Here is a 17,596-nt window from a genome sequence, read left to right as displayed (position 1 = left end):
GAGCGGACTCCTTACGTGTGAGCAGGTTCGGCCGCACTCGAGCGGGCACCCGATTGCATCGGCACCATGCCGAGCCGCAGCAGGCTCTCAGCGGTGTCGCGCACCGACTCGCGGACCGGGCGCATGGTCCAGCCGAGTTCACGTCGGGCGCGTTCGGCACTGAGGCGATCGACCTGCCCCAGCGACGGAACCGTGAGCCGCACGGTCTTGTCCACCACCGCGATGGCGCGCACCAGCAGATCGGGCAGTTGACGGGTCGGCACCCGGAAGCCACGCGGGCCGAATTCCTCGGCCAGCAGGCGTCCGAGATCACGCATCCAGAGATGTTCGCCCGCACAGATATAACGTTTGCCCGCCGCCTCGGGCGTTTCCATGGCCAGCCGGTGCGCGACCGCGAGATCCCGCACGTCGACCGTCGCCCACCCCACCCGTGGCGAGCCGGGGACCTGTCGGCCCAACAGCATCCGCACCGGTTCGTGGGAGGTGCTCGTCGCCGTCGACAGCGCCGGGCCGAGGACCATGCCCGGATTAACGACCGTCAGCTCGGGACCCTCGGGGTTCCCGGCGGCGAAATCCCAGGCCGCGCGCTCGGCGAGGGTCTTGCTCTTCTGATAGGCGGGACTGCGCTCCACGACGGTCCAGTCGGCCTCGGTGCGCACCGCGTCGGTGCGGTGACCGTGCGCGATGGCGGCGATCGAGGAGGTCAGCACGACCCGTCGCACGGTGCCCGCGGCGGCGGCCGCCCGCAACACCCGCAGTGTGCCGTTCACAGCGGTGTCGATCATTTCCTGTTCGTCGTCCGGCGGTGCGGAGGGGAACGGTGAGGCGACGTGCAGGACGTAGTCGCAACCGGAGACGGCCGCGGCCCAGCCCTCGTCGTGGTCGAGATCGGCGGCGGCGAACTCGATCTCGCCACCGGCCCGCTCGGCGAGTTCGACCAGGTGCTCGCGCTTGCGCGCGTCGGTGAGGCTGCGCACGGTGCCGCGCACCGCGTATCCGTGGTTCAACAATTCGGCGATGACGTGCCCGGCGATGAAGCCGGTGGCGCCGGTGACAAGTACTCGTGTGCCCATGATGACAACCCATCGAGAGAAGGAAGGACGCGACGCATCTAAGCGGCGCTCAGATAATCTAAACACTGCCCAGATTGGTTTGTCCAGTGCCATTCGCATACGCTCGGACGGTGACCCGGACCTCGTATCACCACGGCGCCCTGCGTGAGGCCTTGCTCGCGGCCTGCCTGCGGTTGATCGAGACCGAGGGCATCGCGGCGGTGAGCCTGCGCCGGGTGGCCCGTGAGGCGGGGGTGAGTTCCGGTGCGCCCTACCACCATTTCGCCGACCGGGCCGCGCTGCTGGCCGATCTGGCGACCGAGGGATTCCGGAAGCTCGGCAGCGACGTGGCCGCCGCCAGGGACGCGGCGCCTACCCCACTGGCCGGATTGACCGCCATCGCCGACGCCTATGTGCGCTTCGCCCGGGACAATCCCGGTTACTTCCGGCTGATGTTCCGGCCGGAGCTGTCCCAACCCGACAAACACCCCGAGACCAGGGCCGCGGGTGAGGCCGCCTTCGCCGTGCTCGCCGACGCGGTCGCCGAGTGCGTCGGCGCGGGCGAGCTCCCCGCGGACAAGGCCGACACGCTCGCGGTGACGCTCTGGGGCCTCGCGCACGGCCTCGCCTCGCTGTGGCTGGACGGGCAGCTGGAGAAGCGCAGCGCGCTGATGGGCACCACCGCGCCCGAACTGGTCGCCGACATCATGCGCAACGTCAACGCCCTGATCGCTCCCGGCTCCTGAAACAACCGGCTTGCGTCGGCGCGCCCCGGCCCGCATCCTGAGCACGTGTTCGTCGCGCCCCGTTATGGAACGGGTTCCCTGTCCGATCTGTTTCCCTCCGTCCTGGCCGGTTTCGGGGTCCCCGGCGAGCACGATCGCCTCGGGCTCGAGCTCGGGGTGGACCGGGTGTGTGTGCTGCTGATCGACGGTCTCGGCGCGGAGGCACTGGCCGAGCACGCCGAGGTGGCGCCGTTTCTGTCCGGCCTTGCCCCCGCCGTGCTGACGGCCGGATTCCCGACCACGACGGCGACCAGTGTCAGTTCCCTCGGCGCGGGCGTGCCGCCCGGTGAGCACGGCATCGTCGGTTATCTGTTGCGGGTGCCGGGGCAGGACCGGTTGTTCGATCCGCTGGGCTGGCGGCTGTTCGGCGCCCAGCACAAGGGCGATCTGCTCGAACAGCTCGTGCCCGAGCAATTCCAGCCCGGCGCAACGGTCTTCGAGCGGGCCGCCGCGCACGGTCTCACCGTGACGCAGGTGGCACCGCGCTACCAGGCGGGCTCCGGGCTGACTCGCGCGGTGCTGCGCGGTTGCGCGTTCCGGCCCAACTTCTCGGTGGGCGATCTGGTGGCGGGCGTGGTCGAGGCGCTGGCGGAGCCGCGTTCGCTGGTCTACGCCTACCACGGCGAACTCGACACCACCGGGCATGTGCGCGGGCCGTCCTCGCAATCCTGGCTGCTCGAGCTGGCGCACGTGGACCGGATCGCCGCCGATATCGCCGCACGCATGCCCGCGGGTTCGGCGCTCATCGTCACCGCCGACCACGGCATGGTGGAACTCGGCGACACGATCGATTTCGATGCCGAACCCGGCTTGCGCGAGGGCGTGCACCGGCTCGGCGGAGAACCGCGCGCACGCCACGTCTACACCACCGACGGCGCCACCGACGACGTGATGTCGGCCTGGCGGGAACGCCTCGGCGCCGGATTCCAGGTGCTCACCCGCGCGGAGGTCATCGACTGCGGCTGGTTCGGGCCGACGGTATCGCCGCAGGTGCATGAGCGGATCGGGGATCTGGTGGTGGTGGCCCGCGATACCGGCGGGGTGGTGCGCACGCACGCCGAACCACTGCAATCGGCGCTGCCCGGCCATCATGGCTCGCTCACCCCGGCCGAGATGAACGTCCCACTCCGCGTGTTCACCAGCTGAGCCTGCGACGCCGTGTCGGCCGGGCCGCCTAGGCTGTAGCCGACGGCCGGGCGAGGTGGCTCGGCCCGCCGACCAGGAGGATCACATGAACGCCACCATCGCACGGGTCGGCCTCGCCTGCACCGCCGCGGCCGCCGCGCTGGTGCTGGCCGGCTGCGACGACGTCGAACGCGCCCTCAACCGTGGCGGCGACACCCCGTGCCGGGAGTACGTGCAGCAGGACCCCGACACCAAGCGGATGACGGTCACCAAGTTCATCAAGCAGCTCAACAACATCGACCACGAACCGGCCGGCACCGCCGTCGATGCCACGATCATCCAGGTCGATCTGCTGTGCAGCTTCCAGCGCAATGCCGAGACCCCGATCAAGAACGCCGACGTGGCGGGCATTTTCATCAACAAATGACGCAGCGGTGAGCGTTGTGCGGCAAAGCGTCCCGCGAGCGGGTTCGGCTGCGCGAGGATAGGACGCGCAAGCAGGCCGGTCGAGGCCCGATCGGCGCCCGGACGACGAGAAGGACTGCGTGTGGCACGGTTTCGCACCCTGACCCAGCAGCGCACCGATCTCGAAAAGGAATGGGAACGCGTGGCCACCGCCCCTGGCGCTGCCGCCCGGTCCCCGAATACCCTGCTACGCACCGAGGTCGCGCAATCGTGGCGGCGCTCGCTCGGCACGGTCGACCCGGGGTGCACCGGCGCGCCCGGCCTCGACGATATCGGTGAGCGGTGGGCCCGCTCGCCGCTGCGGGTGCCGATCACCGAGCTGTCCGGCGCGCTCAACGACGTCGCCGTCGACGCCGGATACCTGGCCGCGGTCACCGACGCCTCCGGCGCGATCCTGTGGTCCGGTGGTGATCGCGCGGTGCGCCGGCGCGCCGAGCAGGTCAATTTCGCGCCGGGCGGCTGCTGGGACGAGGCGCACATGGGCACCAACGCGGTCTCGATGTCGCTGCTGACCGACGCCCCGAGCACCGTGTTCTGCGCCGAACATCTGGTGGCGGCCCTGCACGGCTGGGTGTGTTATTCCGCCCCGATCCACGCCCCCGACGGCAGACAGGTCGGTGCGCTCGACCTGTCGAGCTCCTGGGACCGGTCGCATCCGCTGGTCATGTCGTCGGTACGCGCCTTGGTGACCGCGGTGGAGACCATGCTGCGTAGCGCGCAACCGCCGCCGCCGGCCGGATTGCGGCTGGAATGCCTGGGTGAAGCACGCCTGACCCGCGACGGGTGCACGATTGCGCTGCGCCCGCGTCAGCTGGAGATCCTGACCCTGCTCGCCCTCGAGCCCGACGGCTTCACCCCCGATCAACTGCACGCCGCCCTGTACGGCGATCGTCCCATCACCGCCGCCACCCTCAAGGCGGAGGTCTCCCATCTGCGCCGCGCCACCGGCGGTCATATCGGCAACCGCCGTTATCTGCTCACCGGCCCGATCTCCTGCGACGCGGTCGATCTGCTGGCCGCCATCGCCGCGGGCGACACCACCTCGGCCGTGTGGCTGTATCGGGGTGCGCTGCTGCCGGGTTCGGATACGCCCGGGATCGCACAGTGGCGCGCGCATCTGGAAGTCGGCGTCCGCAATGCCGTGCTGGCCGGTGAGCGCGCCGATCACGCCGTCACCTTCGGGGAGCGGGTGCCCGATGACGTCGAAGTGCACGAGCACGCGCTGCGGCTGCTGCCGCCAGGTGATGTGCGGCGAGCGGTCGTCACGGCGCGTCTGCACACCGCGCTCCGCGGCTGATCCGCGCACCCTGCTCGCACACCGCCCTCTGGCCGCACAGCCCCGCTACCCGACCTGCCGCCGATCGACGCGGGCGAGACCGCCACCACCGCACCGGAATACCGGCTCAACGGATCGTGACCGAGCCGGGGGCCCGGGTCAGGCTTCGGCTCCCGTCAATCTCCACCCCTGGGCGCGCTCGCGTTCGGCCCAGAATTCGGCGTACTTACCGGGCTGGTCGATCAGTTCCGTGTGGGTGCCGCGCTGGACGATGCGGCCCTCGTCGAGCACGAGGATCTGATCGGCGGTGGCGATGGTGTGCAGGCGGTGGGCGACCACGAGCAGGGTGCGGTCGGCGGCGAGGGTGCGCAGGGCGTCGGTGATCGCTGCCTCGTTCTCCGGGTCCAGCGCCGCTGTCGCCTCGTCGAACAGCACGATCGGCGCGTTCTTCACCAGCGCCCTGGCGATCGACACCCGCTGTCGTTCACCACCGGACAGGCTCACCCCGCCTTCGCCGACGCGGGTGTGCCAGCCGTCGGGCAGCCGGTCGACGATCTCGTCGACCCGGGCCGCCCGCGCCGCCGCCCGGATCTCGTCGGCACCGGCCTCGGGCCTGCCGATGCGGATGTTCGCCTCGATGGTGTCGTCGAACAGGTACACGTCCTGGAACACCATGGCGAGCTGGTCCATCAGCGCCTCGGTGGCCCAGTGCCGGACATCGACGCCGCCCACGCGGACCGCTCCGGTGTCGGCTTCCCAGAATCGAGCCACCAGCCGCAACAGGGTGGTCTTTCCCGAACCCGAGGGGCCGACGATCGCGGTCAGCGTCCCGGGTTCGGCGGTGAACTCCACCTCCCGCAGCACCGGCCGGTCCCGGTATCCGAATCCGACACCGCGCAGGGCGATCTCGCCCGGCCGCGGCGCGCGCCGCACCGAGCCCTCCGGCAGCGCGGGCACCGACAGCACCTCATCGATGCGGTCGATGCTTTCCGACGCGATCCGCAGGGCGGCGGAATGGTCGACCAGTTCGATCAACGGTCCGGCGAAGCGCGTGATGAGCACCAGCAGCGCGATCAGTTCGGCGGCATCGAGCGAACCACCGAGGGCGAGAACGACACCCACCGCGATGAGCGCGACGAATGCCGCCTGCACGGCGGTCGAGAACGTCACCAGCGCGGTCACGGCTTTGCGGTTCATCGCCCCGTAGGCGCGCCGCTGCCCGGTCAGCGCGTCGGCCAGCAACCGGTTGCCGGTGCCGGTCTGCCCGAACGCCCGCAGCACCGGCTGGCGCTGGGCGAATTCGACGACCCTGGCCGCCGCTTCGACCTCGGCGTCGTCGATGGCGCCGAAACTGCGCGCGATCGCCTCCCGCGCCCGGGCGTGCGTGACGAGCAGCACCAGTCCGGCGATGAGCAGCGCCACCGCCAGGCGCGGATCGAACACGACCATGCCGACGGCCACCACCACCGGTGTGGTCACCGCGGCGATCACCGGCTGCATGAGGTGCGCGGGGACGGCGATGATGTTGGTCGTGCCCTGCGACATGGCATGGGTGAGCCGGCCGGTGCGGTCGATGTCGAACCAGCCCAGCGGCATCCGGGCCAGCTGATCGGCGACCCGGTGGTGCAGGCCGAGCAGCAGGTCGTCACCGATGTGCTGGCCGAGCATCGCCTGCACGTAGTACACCGCGCTCGCCGCGACGGTGGTGGCCACCAGGGCGGTGAGCCACGGGGTCGCCGCGCCCGGATCGCCGGCCAGCAGGGGACGCAACACCGGTACCAGCAGCAGCACGCACAGGCCCTGCACGACGGCGAACGCGATCATCGCGGCGGTCCAGCGCCGGAAGCGGGGCCGATCGGCGGGATCGACCAGACCATAGAGTTTGCCGATCATCGGGCGTTCTCCTTCGGCAGTGTCTGGGCGGCCCACATCCGCGCGTATTCGCCGCCGGCGGCGAGTAGTTCGTCATGGCGTCCGGTTTCGACGATCCGGCCGCGGGCGAGCACCACGATGCGATCGGCGCCGCGGATGGTGTGCAGGCGATGCGCGATCACCAGCAGGGTCCGGCCCGCGATCAGCCGCGACAGCGCATCCTGCACCGCCGCTTCCGATTCCGGATCGGCGAACGCGGTGGCCTCGTCCAGCACCAGCACCGGCGCGTCGGCCACGATCGCGCGGGCGATCGCGATGCGCTGCGCCTCACCGCCGGATAGTTGGGCGTCGACTCCGACCTCGCTGTCGTAGCCGCGCGGCAGTGCCATGATCCGATCGTGCATGGCCGCCGCCCTACCCGCCGCTTCGATGGTGGCGGCGTCCGCGTCGGGGCGGCCGAGCGCGATATTGTCCCGGATCGAGGTGCGCAGCAGTGACGTCTCCTGGAAGACGAACCCCACTCGCCGGTACAAATCGTCTTCGGCGATATCGCGAACGTCGACGCCGCCGATGCGCACCGACCCCTCGTCGACATCCCAGAACCGTGGCAGCAGCCGGGCCAGCGTCGATTTCCCGGATCCGGAGGCGCCGACCAGGGCGGTGACGCTGCCAGGGGTCAGCGTGAGATCGATGCCATCGAGGGCGTGGCCGCGCCCGTCGTAGGAGAACCGGACCCGTTCGAACTCGACCCGCGTGCCGTCGGGCACCGAAAGCGCTGCGGCGCGCGGAAGTTCGGGAGTGGTCAGCACCCCGGCGATCCGGTCGGCCGCGGCCCGCGCCACCTGCATGGCCAGCGCGCCGAATCCGATGGCCAGCACGGGCGCGCCGAGGCCGACCACGAGCATCGTGAAGGCGATGAGCTCGGCCGGTTCGGTCCCGAGCCATACGCCGCCGCACAACGCGACCGCCAGCAGCACCGGCGGTGAGATCAGCACCGAGGACACCGCTTCCAGCCGGTGCATCGGGCCGATCCACTCGCCGAGGAAGCGGGCCAGCTCGTCGCCGGCGCGCCGGTATCGGTCCTGGGCGCGGTCGGCTTGGCCGAATGCCTTCACCACCGCGATGCCGTCGACGTATTCGATCACGGCGGCGTCGACCTTCTCGAGTTCGGCGTTCCAGCGCGCCATCCTGGCCGCCTCGTCACGCGACATCAACGCCGTCAGCACGAACCAGGCGAGCAGCGGAACCAGGCACACCAGCGCCAATCGCCAGTCCAGGACGAACAGGTAGACCAGCGCCACCAGGGGCGTGACCACCGCGGCTACCAGGTCGTTGATCGCATGCGCGACCAGATGATGGATGGCGGTGACGTCGTCGGTGAGCGCCCGCTTCACCTGCCCGGAGCTGCGCGCGGTGAACCAGCCGAGCGGAACCCGGCCGAGCCGGTCGACCATGGCGCGACGCAGCCCGGCGGCAACGTCGGCGTCGGCGCGATGGCTGAGGGTGTAGGCGGCGGCCGCGCAGCTGGTCCGCACCACGAATCCGAGCCCTGCGACGGCCACCCACCCCCACACCACGCCCCGATCGGCGGGCGCCTCCGCCAGCAGTTCGCGCGCGATCCCGACCACGGCGAGATAGGGCGCCAACGCCGCCAGCGCACCGACCAGTTGCAGGACGGCGGCCACCGCCAGCCGGCCACGCACGGGCGCGAGCACCGCACCGAGCCCGCCGCCGGTCCCCGACGGCGCCGCGGCCGCGGACTGCTCCGATACCGCAGTTCTCATGACACCCCCGAGGGAATTAGATCAGTGTTCTAATTTGGAGTGTAGCGGAGAGGACGCAGCGTGCAAGAGGTCTGCTGGACGTCGCGGCGCGGCAGGGTGGGGCGTCCCACCGCCACTCCCTCGTGCGCGGGCGCCGCTCGGCCCGCATGCGCGCCTTTGGAGGACCCGTTCACAGCTCGGCATCGGCGCTGATCTGCGACATCCGACCGCTCGTCAGCGGCCGCCGACCCCTGCTCGGCGGCGGCCGAACCCTAGTCGCCTGCGCCCGAGCGCTGGTCGTCGCCCGGCGGCTGGTCCATCCCCGCCGAGGCCCGCAGAGCGTGCAACCGGAGCTCCAGTCCATCGAGCAGGCGTTCGAGCGCATATCGGCCGTATTCACGCCGGACCCTGGCGCGTTCGGCGTCGTCGGCCGCGGCGAATTCGGCGACCATCCGGCGCATCCGCTCGGCGCCCGGCCCGGCCTCGGGATGGGTTTCCAGCAGCCGGTACAGGCCGGTCAATCCGCCGCCGTCGGGGTCGCGGGCGCGCTGGTCGTCGAGGGCGATCAGGCCGAGGCAGGTGTTGAACGCGATCGAGTAGGCGGTGGCGGCTTCCTCGCCCCAGCCGGCGTCGAGCATGCGCGACACCCCGGCGTCGAGGACGGGCACGAGTCGTTCGGTCTGCGGTCCGTTGCGCAACAGCCATGCGGCGACGCCGGGGTAATCGGCCAGCTGGTCGATCATCGCGGTGAGCACCCGGTGCAGCAGAGTCCGCCAGTCGGTGTCGTCGAGCGGCAGGCGCATATCGGCGTAGACCTTGTCCACGACCGCGGCGCAGACCCGTTCGCGATCGCCGATGTGGTGGTAGATCACCGATAGCGAGGTGTCCAGGCGGGCGGTGAGGTCCCGCATGGTCCAGCCGTCGAGGCCGCGCTCGGCGGTCAGCGCGACGGCGGCGTCGGTGATGGCCGCGGGGGTCAGGCCGGTCCGGTAGGCGCGTCGAGCCACGTGGCGCTAGCGGTTCTTGGCCGGGCGGTTGGTGGCTTCGCGGCGTTCGGCTTCCTTGGCCTTGATGCGAGCGTTCTCGGCCTGCACGGCGGCGTAGTTCTCGCGTTCGCGGATCAGCCATTCCGGCGGATCGGCGAGCAGGGCGGCGATCTCGTCGGCGGTCAGCGCGTCGGAGACTTCGGCGCGGGCCAGGCCGCTGTTGGAGACGCCGAGCTTGCGCGCGGTGATATCGCGCGGGAAGGGGCCGGTGCGGCGCAGGTCGGTCAGCCACTGCGGCGGGTCGGTGCGCAGCTTGTCGAGCTCGGCTCGGGAAATCGGGGTGTTGCGGAATTCCTCGGGAGCCGCCGGAAGGTAGATGCCGAGTTTGTTCGCCGCCGTCAACGGCTTCATGGTCTGCGGTTTCTTGTCCGGGCTCACCGATACAGCGTACTGGGCCCGGCCGCGGGCAGGTGGCGGCGGGCCGTGCGCATACGCTGATACGAATGAGCCGCTTCGCTTCGACCGATATCGTGCGTCTGCGCTGGTTCGTCGCGGTCGCGCGGGAACTGCATTTCGCACGGGCGGCGAAGGCGCTGCACATTTCGCGCCAGCAGCTCAGCCGGACCGTGATCGAGTTGGAGAACGAGCTGGGCACCAAGCTGTTCGTGCCGGGCGCCGGTCCCACCCAGCTCACCGATGACGGCTCCCGGCTCCTGGCCGAGGCCGAGGAATTCATCGCCGCGGCCGAGGCCGAGCACGCCGGCGACGCACCGGTCGAGATCACCGGGCTGCGGGTGGGTTTCGTGCCCGGTGTGACGGTGTCGAAGTGGCAGCGGATCTGGGCCGAACGGTTCCCCGAGATCCCGCTGGACCTGGAACCCATCGCGCAGGCCGATCAACTCACCGCCCTGCGGGAAGGCCGGGTCGATATGTGCTTCGTCCGGCTCCCCCTCGACGACGCGAGCCTGAGCGCGATCCCGCTCTACCGCGAGCTGCCCGTGGTCGTGGTGCCGAAGGAGCATCCGATCTCGGTGTTCACCGAGGTCACCCTCGCCGATCTGGCCGAGGAACACCGCCAGGACACCAGCGATCTCGACCGCGCCGCAGGCAGTATCGAACTGGTCGCCGCCGGTGTCGGCGTGGCGATCGTGCCGCATTCGATCGCCCGGCTGCACGCCCGCCGCGACGTGGTGTACCGGACGGTGACCGACGCACCCGACACCGGAATCGCGTTGGCGTGGCCGTCGGAGCAGACCACGGAGCTGGTCGAAGAGTTCATCGGCGTGGTCCGCGGCCGCTCGCCGCGCAGTTCGCGGTCGCCCTCATCCGATAAGACCGACTCGGCACCGCGCACCGGCAAGAAGCCGGCCGCCGGTAGGAAGCCGGGCAAAAACACGGCCGCCGCGAAGCAACGATCGACCGGCGCGCGCACAGGTGCCAAGAAACCCGTCCGGCGGCGTGGGCGCTAGACCCGTCGACGGCACCAACGTGACACCAACCTTTGCCCTCCATAGTTTCCGGCATCGAGGATGTCCGCAGCAGCCACGAGGAGCAGCGATGTGCTGGTTCGAACCCGAAGCCGAGACCGCCACGACCGACGCCCCGGCCCCCGCACGCTGATGCCGGACCGCAGTGTCCGCGGCGATGCCACCGAGGCGGCGCGCTCGGTGTTGCGGCACGTGATCGACGAGCACGGCCCGGTGACGTTGCTGCTGAGTTCGGGCGCGGCGACCCCGATCTGCCTGCGCACCCGCGATTTTCAGCCGGACGACGGTGATGTGCTGGTGGCCCGCCTGCCCTGGCACACCGAATTCTGGATGAGCGGCGACAACTACGCCCGATACGCCCGCGATCACCTCACCATCGACGTCGGGCCGGATACCGGCGCCGCGGCCACCGCCTCGCTGGAGTCGGCCGAGGGAGCACGGTTCGTGCTGCACGTGCGGCCCCTGGATGCCGACGAGGCGGCCGCCGCCGCGGCCGCTCCCCCACCCCGAACAGGTGCGGACCGGCTGCGCTGATTCAGCGGTAAGGGTCGGTGATATCCCGTAACCGGGTGAGCGCACGACGCAGCTGTGCCGTCGCTCGTGGTCCGAGATGCCGGCTCCATTCGTGCTCGACCTCGGCGGCGACCGCGTTGGCCACAGCGGTCGCGCGCCGACCACGCGCCGACAGACGCACCAGGCGTGCGCGACCGTCGGTGGGATCCGGCACCCGTTCCACGTAGCCCGCGCGCTCGAGTTGATCGACCAGGAAGCCCGCGGTCTGCTTGGTGACCTGCGCCTGCTCGGCGAGTTCGGTGAGCCGGGTGCCGTCGGGGCCGATGCGCTGCACGATCCGCGCCTGAGCCAGGGTGATGTCGGCGTACCCGGCCTCGGCCAGGGCCGCGAAGACCCGGTTCTCCATCGACCGATACGGCAGGTACAGCAGCAGCCCGAGCGGCGGTTCATCGGCGGAACGCTCCACGCCTGCCCCCTTCCACGCTCTTGCAACAGGTCAGAGTCACTGACTAAAATAGTCAGAGATCCTGATTAATTCTACGGACTCGCCGCGCCGTCGGCGACTCCTCGTCCGAGCAGGTGATGGCCATGGATCGCGAACAGAGCTGGCAGGTGATCGAGCAGCAGCGCCGCGCCATTGCCGCCCTGCTCGGCGAGCTCACCCCCGCCGAATGGGATACCCCGTCACTGTGCGCGGGCTGGCGGATCCGTGACGTGGCGGCCCACGTCGCGATGACCACGCAGCCACTCTCACTGTGGGCGATCATGCGCGAATTCTCCCGCGCCCGCGGCGATTACAACGCGCTCGTCGACACCATGGCGCGCGCGCACGCCCGCCGCCCGACCGCCGAACTGGTCGCCGAAATCGGCGATACGGCCGCGTGCCGAGACCTGCCGATGGTCACCAACTACCGCAACGTGCTCTTCGACGTCATCGTGCACGGCCAGGACATTTCCCTGCCGCTGGGCCGGCCGATCCCGGTCCCCGTCGAGGCCGCCGCCGCGGCGGCGACCCGCGCGTATTCGGTCGGCTGGCCGGTCTGGAAGCGGCGCCGGCTCCAGGGGCTTCGGCTCAGCGCCACCGATATCGCATGGTCGGCGGGCCGCGGCAGTCCGGTCGAGGGACCCATCGTCGCACTGCTGCTCGTGATCACCGGCCGCCCTGCCGCGCTCGACCAGCTCGCGGGCGCGGGCGTCGCGGAGATCGCCGCCCGCTGGGATCAACGCGTCTGATCCGCTCAGGGCGGGGCGGGATGTTCCTCCAGCCACAACCGGGCCCGGCGCGCCGACGCGCGGCAGAGCCAGGCGTCTTCGATGATCTCGGCGAGTTCCTGCCGAGTGAGCTGGTTCAGGTGCGCCGCCCGCACCAGCACCGAGGGGTGGCCGTCGAAATGCGGGGTGGTGAAGAACGGAGTGGTGCGATCCTGCACCAGCGCCAGTTTGTCGCCTTCCGACGGCACCCAGAACATGATCACGTCGTCGTACTTCTCCCCGGTCTCCGGGTCGACGGCGTCGGGACGCGGGGTGCGGAAGAACACGAACGATTTGCCGCCCACCTGGTAGACGGCATTGCCGTGCGGACCGTCCACGCGTGTCACATGCGGCATCGCGGAGGCCAGTTCGTGCACGTCGGCCAGGTGCGCGGGCCGTGATCGACTCGGCATGCCGCCAGGGTAGGCCCGGGCGGCATACCGAGTCGACGGTTCAGCGTCCTGGCAGGAACCGCAGGTTGCGGGCGATGGTCATCAGGAACCGCTGCCACTTGTCCTGCGACAGCATCGGCGGCGGGTCGAGGTTCATGAACCGAGTGACCACGACGGTCTGCGGTTCGGTGAACTTCAGCAGCCCGTCGGCGCCGTGCCTGCGGCCGACACCGGAAATCCCCATGCCGCCCATCGGCGCACCGGTGGTCCCCCAGGCCGGCGCGTAACCCTCGTCGACGCAGACGGTGCCCGCGCGCAGCCGCTGCGCGATCTGCTCGCCCTCGGACGGACTCGCCGCCCACACGCTGGCATTGAGGCCGTACTCGGTGTCGTTGGCCAGCCGTACCGCCTCGTCGACGGAATCCACCGGGTAGATCGAGACCAGCGGGCCGAAGGTCTCGTTGCGCCCGCATTCCATCTCGTCGGTGACCTCGGCGAGCACCGTCGGTTCGAAGAACAGCGGCCCGAGGTCGGGACGGGCCTTACCGCCGGTGAGCACCTTCGCGCCCTTGGACGTCGCATCGGCGACATGCTTGGACACCGTCTCCAGCTGCGATTCGGAGATCAGCGAACCGATATCGGTGGAGAAGTCGTAGGCCACACCGAGTTTCGCCGCCTCGGTCGCGGCCACGAACTTGGTGGTGAACTCCTCGGCGATCGACCGCTCGACGTAGATCCGTTCGATCGAGATGCACAGCTGGCCGGCGTTGGAGAAACAGGCACGCACCGCCGCCTTGGCCACCTTGTCCAGGTTCGCCCCGCGGGTGACGATCATCGGGTTCTTGCCGCCGAGTTCGGCGGAGAATCCGATCAGCCGCTTACCGCACTGCTGGGCCAGGGTCTGCCCGGTGGCCGAGGAGCCGGTGAACATCAGGTAGTCGCAGGAGTCGACGATCGCGGTGCCGACCACGGTGCCCGGTCCGGTCACCACGGCCAGCAGATCACGCGGCAGACCCGCACGGTAGAGCAGCTCGGCACCGGCCAGCGAGGAGAACGGGGTCTGGCTGTCCGGCTTGACCACCACCGCGTTACCCGCCAGCAGCGCCGGAATCGAATCACCGATGGACAGCAGCATCGGATAGTTCCAGGGCGCGACCACACCGACGACGCCCTTGGGCTGGGTGCGCACCTGGGCGCGGTTGAGCACCGGGAACGCGCCGGGCACCTTGTGCGGTTCCAGCAGCCCCGGCGCGACCCGGGAGAAGTAGCGGGCGGCCAGCATCAGGCCCATGACCTCTTCCTGGGCCGCCCAGCGCGCCTTACCGGTCTCGGCCTGGATGACGTCCATCAGGTATTCGCGCTCGTCGACGATCAGCGCCCGGTAGCGCTCGAAGACGGCGGCGCGTTCGGCGGCCGGGCGGGCGGCCCAATGCGCCTGGGCGGCCCTGGCTCTGGTGAACGCGTCGGCGACGTCGTCGGCGGTGCCGACCGGCACCGTGCCGAGCGGACGTCCGGTGAACACCTCGGTGATGGTTCTGGTGGGGCGTGCCTCGGCGCCGTCGATCGCCGCGAGGGCGCTCAGTCGGGCGAAGACGTCGGCTTCCGGCGCGGGCATCAGTGCCTCCTCGATGTGGGTTACTCGTCGGTACACACAATCTACCCACACCGGAGGCGCCATGGTGCCCGGTGTCACAATCGCGCAGAACCGCCCGGGCGCGACGCCGGCCGGACCGGCCGCTGCCATGTCAAATCCGGTCCCGCTCAACGGGACCCGAATACCGATTCGGTCACGATGGCGTTTATGTTGTGCCGATGTTCAGAGCGAGGCTCGGTGTCCGGGCACGGATACTGGCGATCGCCCTCATTCCCAGCCTGACTCTGCTGGTAGTCGGCGTTGGTGCAGCGGGGTACCTGGTCGACCGGGGCAATCACGGCAAACAGTGGGCCGAGGCCATGCAGGCGGCCATCGACCCGACCCGTCAGCTGCTGGACGCGGTGCAGCAGGAACGGCGGCTCACCCTCACCCACCTGGCCGGAGATCCCACCGCGGCCGCGGGCCTGGCGTCCATCCGGCCCCGGGTCGACGCGGCGTTTCAGGCGTTGATCGAGGCGTCGATTCCGCTCCAGGAGCTCTCACCCGAGACCGTGGGCGCCGATGTCGGCGGCTTCGTCACTCTCGGTCAGCAGCTGGCCATGGTGCGCGATGCCGCCGACGCCAGGGCTCTGCCGACGCCGGACGCCTACACCTTCTACACCCGGGTCTTCGATGTGCTCACCATCGGCACGCAGATGGCGCAGCGGTCGGCGCCGGACCCGGCCGTGGTCGTGCAGCTGGCGTTGTCGACCCGGCTCATCTACGGCCTCGAAGCCGTCTCGCGCAGTAACGCGCTGGCCGAGGCGGCGCTGGTGAACGGCTCGGGTGTGGTCGCGCTGCCGGAGGAGTTCATCGCCCAGGCAGGCACCCATCGCACCACGCTGCCCCCGCTGGCCGCCGATCTCGAACCGGCCTTCCGAGACAAGCTGCAGGCCGTGCTGGCGAGCCCGGCCTGGCAGGTGCTCGCGTCGACCGAGCAGGCGCTCACTCAGCGCACCTTCGACCGGCCCGAGGCCACCGAGCCGTCGCAGACATCCTCCGGGGAGACCGCCTCCGGCCGCACCGGCACCCGTACCACGGCCGAGGACGAACCAGCGCCACTGCCCGCCACGATCGAGCAATGGCGGGACGCGGAGGCCGAGGTCAACAACGCGCTGCTCGATATCTGGGACATGCACAACCGGCACGCCCAGCAGATGTCCCGAGATTCGGCCACCGAGTCCGCGGCCGCCTCTCTGGCTCTCGGCGTCACCGTGCTGCTCATCAGCATCGGCGCCTTCCTGGTCTCGCTGGTGCTGGCGAACCGGTTCATCCGCAGGCTGAAGCGATTGCGCGATCAGACCTTGGCGCTGGCCGACGAAAGCCTGCCCGGCATGCTCGCTCGCCTGCGCGCCGGCGAGCAGGTCGATCCGGTGGCCGAAGCGCCGCGCCTGGACTTCGGCCGCGACGAGGTCGGCGCGGTGGCAACGGCCTTCGAGCACGCGCATGCCGCCGCGGTCACCGCCGCCGTCACCGAGGCCCGCACCCGCGAGGGTGTGCGCGCGGTGTTCCTCAATATCGCCCACCGCAGCCAGATCGTCGTACACCGCCAGCTGGAGATCCTCGACGCGGCCGAACAGCGCGAAGAGGATCCGGCCATGCTGGACACCCTGTTCCGCCTCGACCATCTCGCCACCCGCGAACGCCGCAACGCCGAGAACCTGATCATCCTCGGCGGCGGTGAGCCGGGCCGTCGCTGGCGCAACCCGGTGCCGCTGATCGACCTGGTGCGCAGCGCGATCGGGGAAACCCTCGACTACACCCGGGTGCGCCTCGGCACCCTGCCGCAATCGCGGATCGCCGGCAACGGAGTCGCCGACCTGGTGCATCTGCTGGCCGAATTGGTCGACAACGCCACCTCGTTCTCGCCGCCGCAATCGCGGGTGGAGGTGACCGGCAATATCGTCGGCAAGGGGCTGGTCGTGGAGATCAGCGACCAGGGCATGGGAATGAATGCCGACGAACTGGCGCGGGTCAACGAGATGCTCGCCGATCCACCCGATTTCGGCGTGGCCACCTTGTCGGCCGATTCCCGGCTCGGGCTGTTCGTGGTCGGCCAGCTGGCCGCACGCCACGACATCTCGGTGCGGTTGAGCGAATCCGATTACGGCGGGGTGCGGGCGATCGTGCTGGTGCCGTCGAAGCTGCTGCTGCCGGGCGAGACCGGCGCCGCGCCCAGCGAGCCGGTGACCAAGCCGCAACGTCGACCGGCGTTGCCCGCGGCGAGCGAGCCGGTAACGCGCGCCGTGGAATCGGCGCCCGCACCGACCGCGACCCTGCTGGCCGACCCACCGTCCGCGCCCACGCCCGCACTGCGGCCGGCCGAGCCGGTGGAGCGCACCGCCGACGGTCGTCCCGCTTTACCCCGGCGGAATCGGCAGACTAGTCTCGCACCGCAATTGGCGCAGCCGGTCACCCCGCAGCCCGCCTCGCAGCGACCTCGCACCGCCGAACAGGCCCGAGATCTGATGTCGGCCATCGAGAACGGCACCAGACAAGGTCGCAAGCCGCTGCCCGCCGACGATTCCGTCGCGCCGGCGCCGCCGAGCTCGACCCCGAAGGAACAGGAAGGCTAAGTGTCCACTTCCCCCGCAAGTGATCTCAACTGGCTGCTCGACGATCTGGTCGAGCGGCTGGCCGGCGTCCGGTACGCGGTCGTCCTGTCCACCGACGGTTTGCTGCTCGGTCATTCCGACGGGATCGCCCGTGAGGACGGCGAGCATTTCGCCGCCATGTCCTCCACGCTCTACGGTCTGGCCCGCAGCGCGGGCAGCCGGTTCGACGGCGGCGGGGTGCGTCAGGCCGTCATCGAACTCGACCGCGCCGTGCTGTTCGTGACCTCCGCGGGCGATAACGCCTGCCTGGCTCTGCAGGCCTCGGAGACAGCGAATCTGGGCATGGTGGCCTATGAGATGAACCTGACCGTGCAGCGGGTGGGCAATTACCTGTCGACCACCGCCCGCAATGGCGCCGCCGAGGTCGAATCCCAGGCGTGA

The 17,596-nt window shown here is 70.3% G+C and carries 17 protein-coding genes; 9 read left to right on the top strand and 8 right to left on the bottom strand.

Annotated features, from left to right (window positions below; genetic code table 11):
* Nucleotides 1-11: 11 nt before the first annotated feature.
* Entirely contained in the window at nucleotides 12-1,073 is a 1,062-nt protein-coding gene (locus GV790_RS04575; protein ID WP_163810798.1) for an SDR family oxidoreductase, read from the bottom strand.
* Nucleotides 1,074-1,183: 110 nt separating this feature from the next.
* On the opposite strand from GV790_RS04575, the gene GV790_RS04570 reads away from it, so the two are divergent.
* From GV790_RS04570 to GV790_RS04555, 4 genes are all read left to right on the top strand, one after another.
* Entirely contained in the window at nucleotides 1,184-1,798 is a 615-nt protein-coding gene (locus GV790_RS04570) for a TetR/AcrR family transcriptional regulator (protein WP_163810796.1), read from the top strand.
* Between the two features lie 45 nt (nucleotides 1,799-1,843).
* Nucleotides 1,844-2,983: an alkaline phosphatase family protein gene (locus tag GV790_RS04565; protein WP_175585800.1), complete on the top strand. Its 1,140-nt coding sequence runs from the start codon at nucleotides 1,844-1,846 to the stop codon at nucleotides 2,981-2,983.
* An 85-nt stretch (nucleotides 2,984-3,068) separates the two neighbouring features.
* Entirely contained in the window at nucleotides 3,069-3,389 is a 321-nt protein-coding gene (locus tag GV790_RS04560; protein ID WP_163810794.1) for a hypothetical protein, read from the top strand.
* 120 nt (nucleotides 3,390-3,509) lie between these two features.
* On the top strand, nucleotides 3,510-4,724 hold the full coding sequence (locus GV790_RS04555) for a helix-turn-helix domain-containing protein (protein ID WP_175585799.1): 1,215 nt from the start codon (nucleotides 3,510-3,512) through the stop codon (nucleotides 4,722-4,724).
* Between the two features lie 138 nt (nucleotides 4,725-4,862).
* On the opposite strand, the gene GV790_RS04550 is transcribed toward GV790_RS04555, so the two are convergent.
* The 4 genes from GV790_RS04550 to GV790_RS04535 all read right to left on the bottom strand — a co-directional run bounded on the left by GV790_RS04550 (nucleotide 4,863) and on the right by GV790_RS04535 (nucleotide 9,762).
* Complete coding sequence (locus GV790_RS04550; RefSeq protein WP_163810791.1) at nucleotides 4,863-6,596, bottom strand: ABC transporter ATP-binding protein; 1,734 nt, start codon at nucleotides 6,594-6,596, stop codon at nucleotides 4,863-4,865.
* A complete protein-coding gene (locus GV790_RS04545; protein WP_163810789.1) occupies nucleotides 6,593-8,359 on the bottom strand; it encodes an ABC transporter ATP-binding protein in 1,767 nt (588 codons plus the stop codon). The genes GV790_RS04550 and GV790_RS04545 overlap by 4 nt, the downstream gene beginning before the upstream one ends.
* A gap of 251 nt (nucleotides 8,360-8,610) precedes the next feature.
* Entirely contained in the window at nucleotides 8,611-9,345 is a 735-nt protein-coding gene (locus GV790_RS04540; protein WP_163810787.1) for a TetR/AcrR family transcriptional regulator, read from the bottom strand.
* 6 nt (nucleotides 9,346-9,351) lie between these two features.
* A complete protein-coding gene (locus GV790_RS04535) occupies nucleotides 9,352-9,762 on the bottom strand; it encodes a DUF5997 family protein (RefSeq protein ID WP_163810785.1) in 411 nt (136 codons plus the stop codon).
* 65 nt (nucleotides 9,763-9,827) lie between these two features.
* On the opposite strand from GV790_RS04535, the gene GV790_RS04530 reads away from it, so the two are divergent.
* Complete coding sequence (locus GV790_RS04530) at nucleotides 9,828-10,793, top strand: LysR family transcriptional regulator (protein ID WP_163810783.1); 966 nt, start codon at nucleotides 9,828-9,830, stop codon at nucleotides 10,791-10,793.
* Nucleotides 10,794-10,943: 150 nt separating this feature from the next.
* The gene (locus GV790_RS04525) at nucleotides 10,944-11,345 is read left to right on the top strand and encodes a DUF779 domain-containing protein (protein ID WP_163810781.1); all 402 of its coding nucleotides are present in this window, start codon (nucleotides 10,944-10,946) and stop codon (nucleotides 11,343-11,345) included.
* A 1-nt stretch (nucleotide 11,346) separates the two neighbouring features.
* On the opposite strand, the gene GV790_RS04520 is transcribed toward GV790_RS04525, so the two are convergent.
* Nucleotides 11,347-11,790, bottom strand: coding sequence for a MarR family winged helix-turn-helix transcriptional regulator (locus GV790_RS04520; protein WP_375139366.1), 444 nt, complete (start codon nucleotides 11,788-11,790; stop codon nucleotides 11,347-11,349).
* A 122-nt stretch (nucleotides 11,791-11,912) separates the two neighbouring features.
* On the opposite strand from GV790_RS04520, the gene GV790_RS04515 reads away from it, so the two are divergent.
* Nucleotides 11,913-12,557 (top strand): maleylpyruvate isomerase family mycothiol-dependent enzyme, encoded by a 645-nt coding sequence (locus tag GV790_RS04515; RefSeq protein WP_163810779.1) that lies wholly within the window; start codon nucleotides 11,913-11,915, stop codon nucleotides 12,555-12,557.
* A 5-nt stretch (nucleotides 12,558-12,562) separates the two neighbouring features.
* Here the strand turns inward: GV790_RS04515 and GV790_RS04510 are convergent, their stop codons facing one another.
* Together GV790_RS04510 and GV790_RS04505 are read right to left on the bottom strand one after the other, a co-directional pair.
* On the bottom strand, nucleotides 12,563-12,988 hold the full coding sequence (locus tag GV790_RS04510; RefSeq protein WP_163810777.1) for an MmcQ/YjbR family DNA-binding protein: 426 nt from the start codon (nucleotides 12,986-12,988) through the stop codon (nucleotides 12,563-12,565).
* 40 nt (nucleotides 12,989-13,028) lie between these two features.
* The gene (locus GV790_RS04505) at nucleotides 13,029-14,582 is read right to left on the bottom strand and encodes a succinic semialdehyde dehydrogenase (protein WP_163810775.1); all 1,554 of its coding nucleotides are present in this window, start codon (nucleotides 14,580-14,582) and stop codon (nucleotides 13,029-13,031) included.
* 197 nt (nucleotides 14,583-14,779) lie between these two features.
* Here GV790_RS04505 and GV790_RS04500 point away from each other — a divergent pair, with 197 nt between their 5' ends.
* Nucleotides 14,780-17,176 (top strand): sensor histidine kinase, encoded by a 2,397-nt coding sequence (locus GV790_RS04500; RefSeq protein ID WP_163810773.1) that lies wholly within the window; start codon nucleotides 14,780-14,782, stop codon nucleotides 17,174-17,176.
* Nucleotides 17,177-17,596, top strand: a complete 420-nt coding sequence (locus tag GV790_RS04495; protein ID WP_163810771.1) for a roadblock/LC7 domain-containing protein — start codon at nucleotides 17,177-17,179, stop codon at nucleotides 17,594-17,596.

It is taken from the genome of Nocardia cyriacigeorgica (assembly GCF_010858045.1).
Lineage (GTDB): Bacteria > Actinomycetota > Actinomycetes > Mycobacteriales > Mycobacteriaceae > Nocardia > Nocardia cyriacigeorgica_E.
Note: the sequence above shows the minus strand (reverse complement) of the source record. Positions and strands in the feature narration are given on the sequence as shown.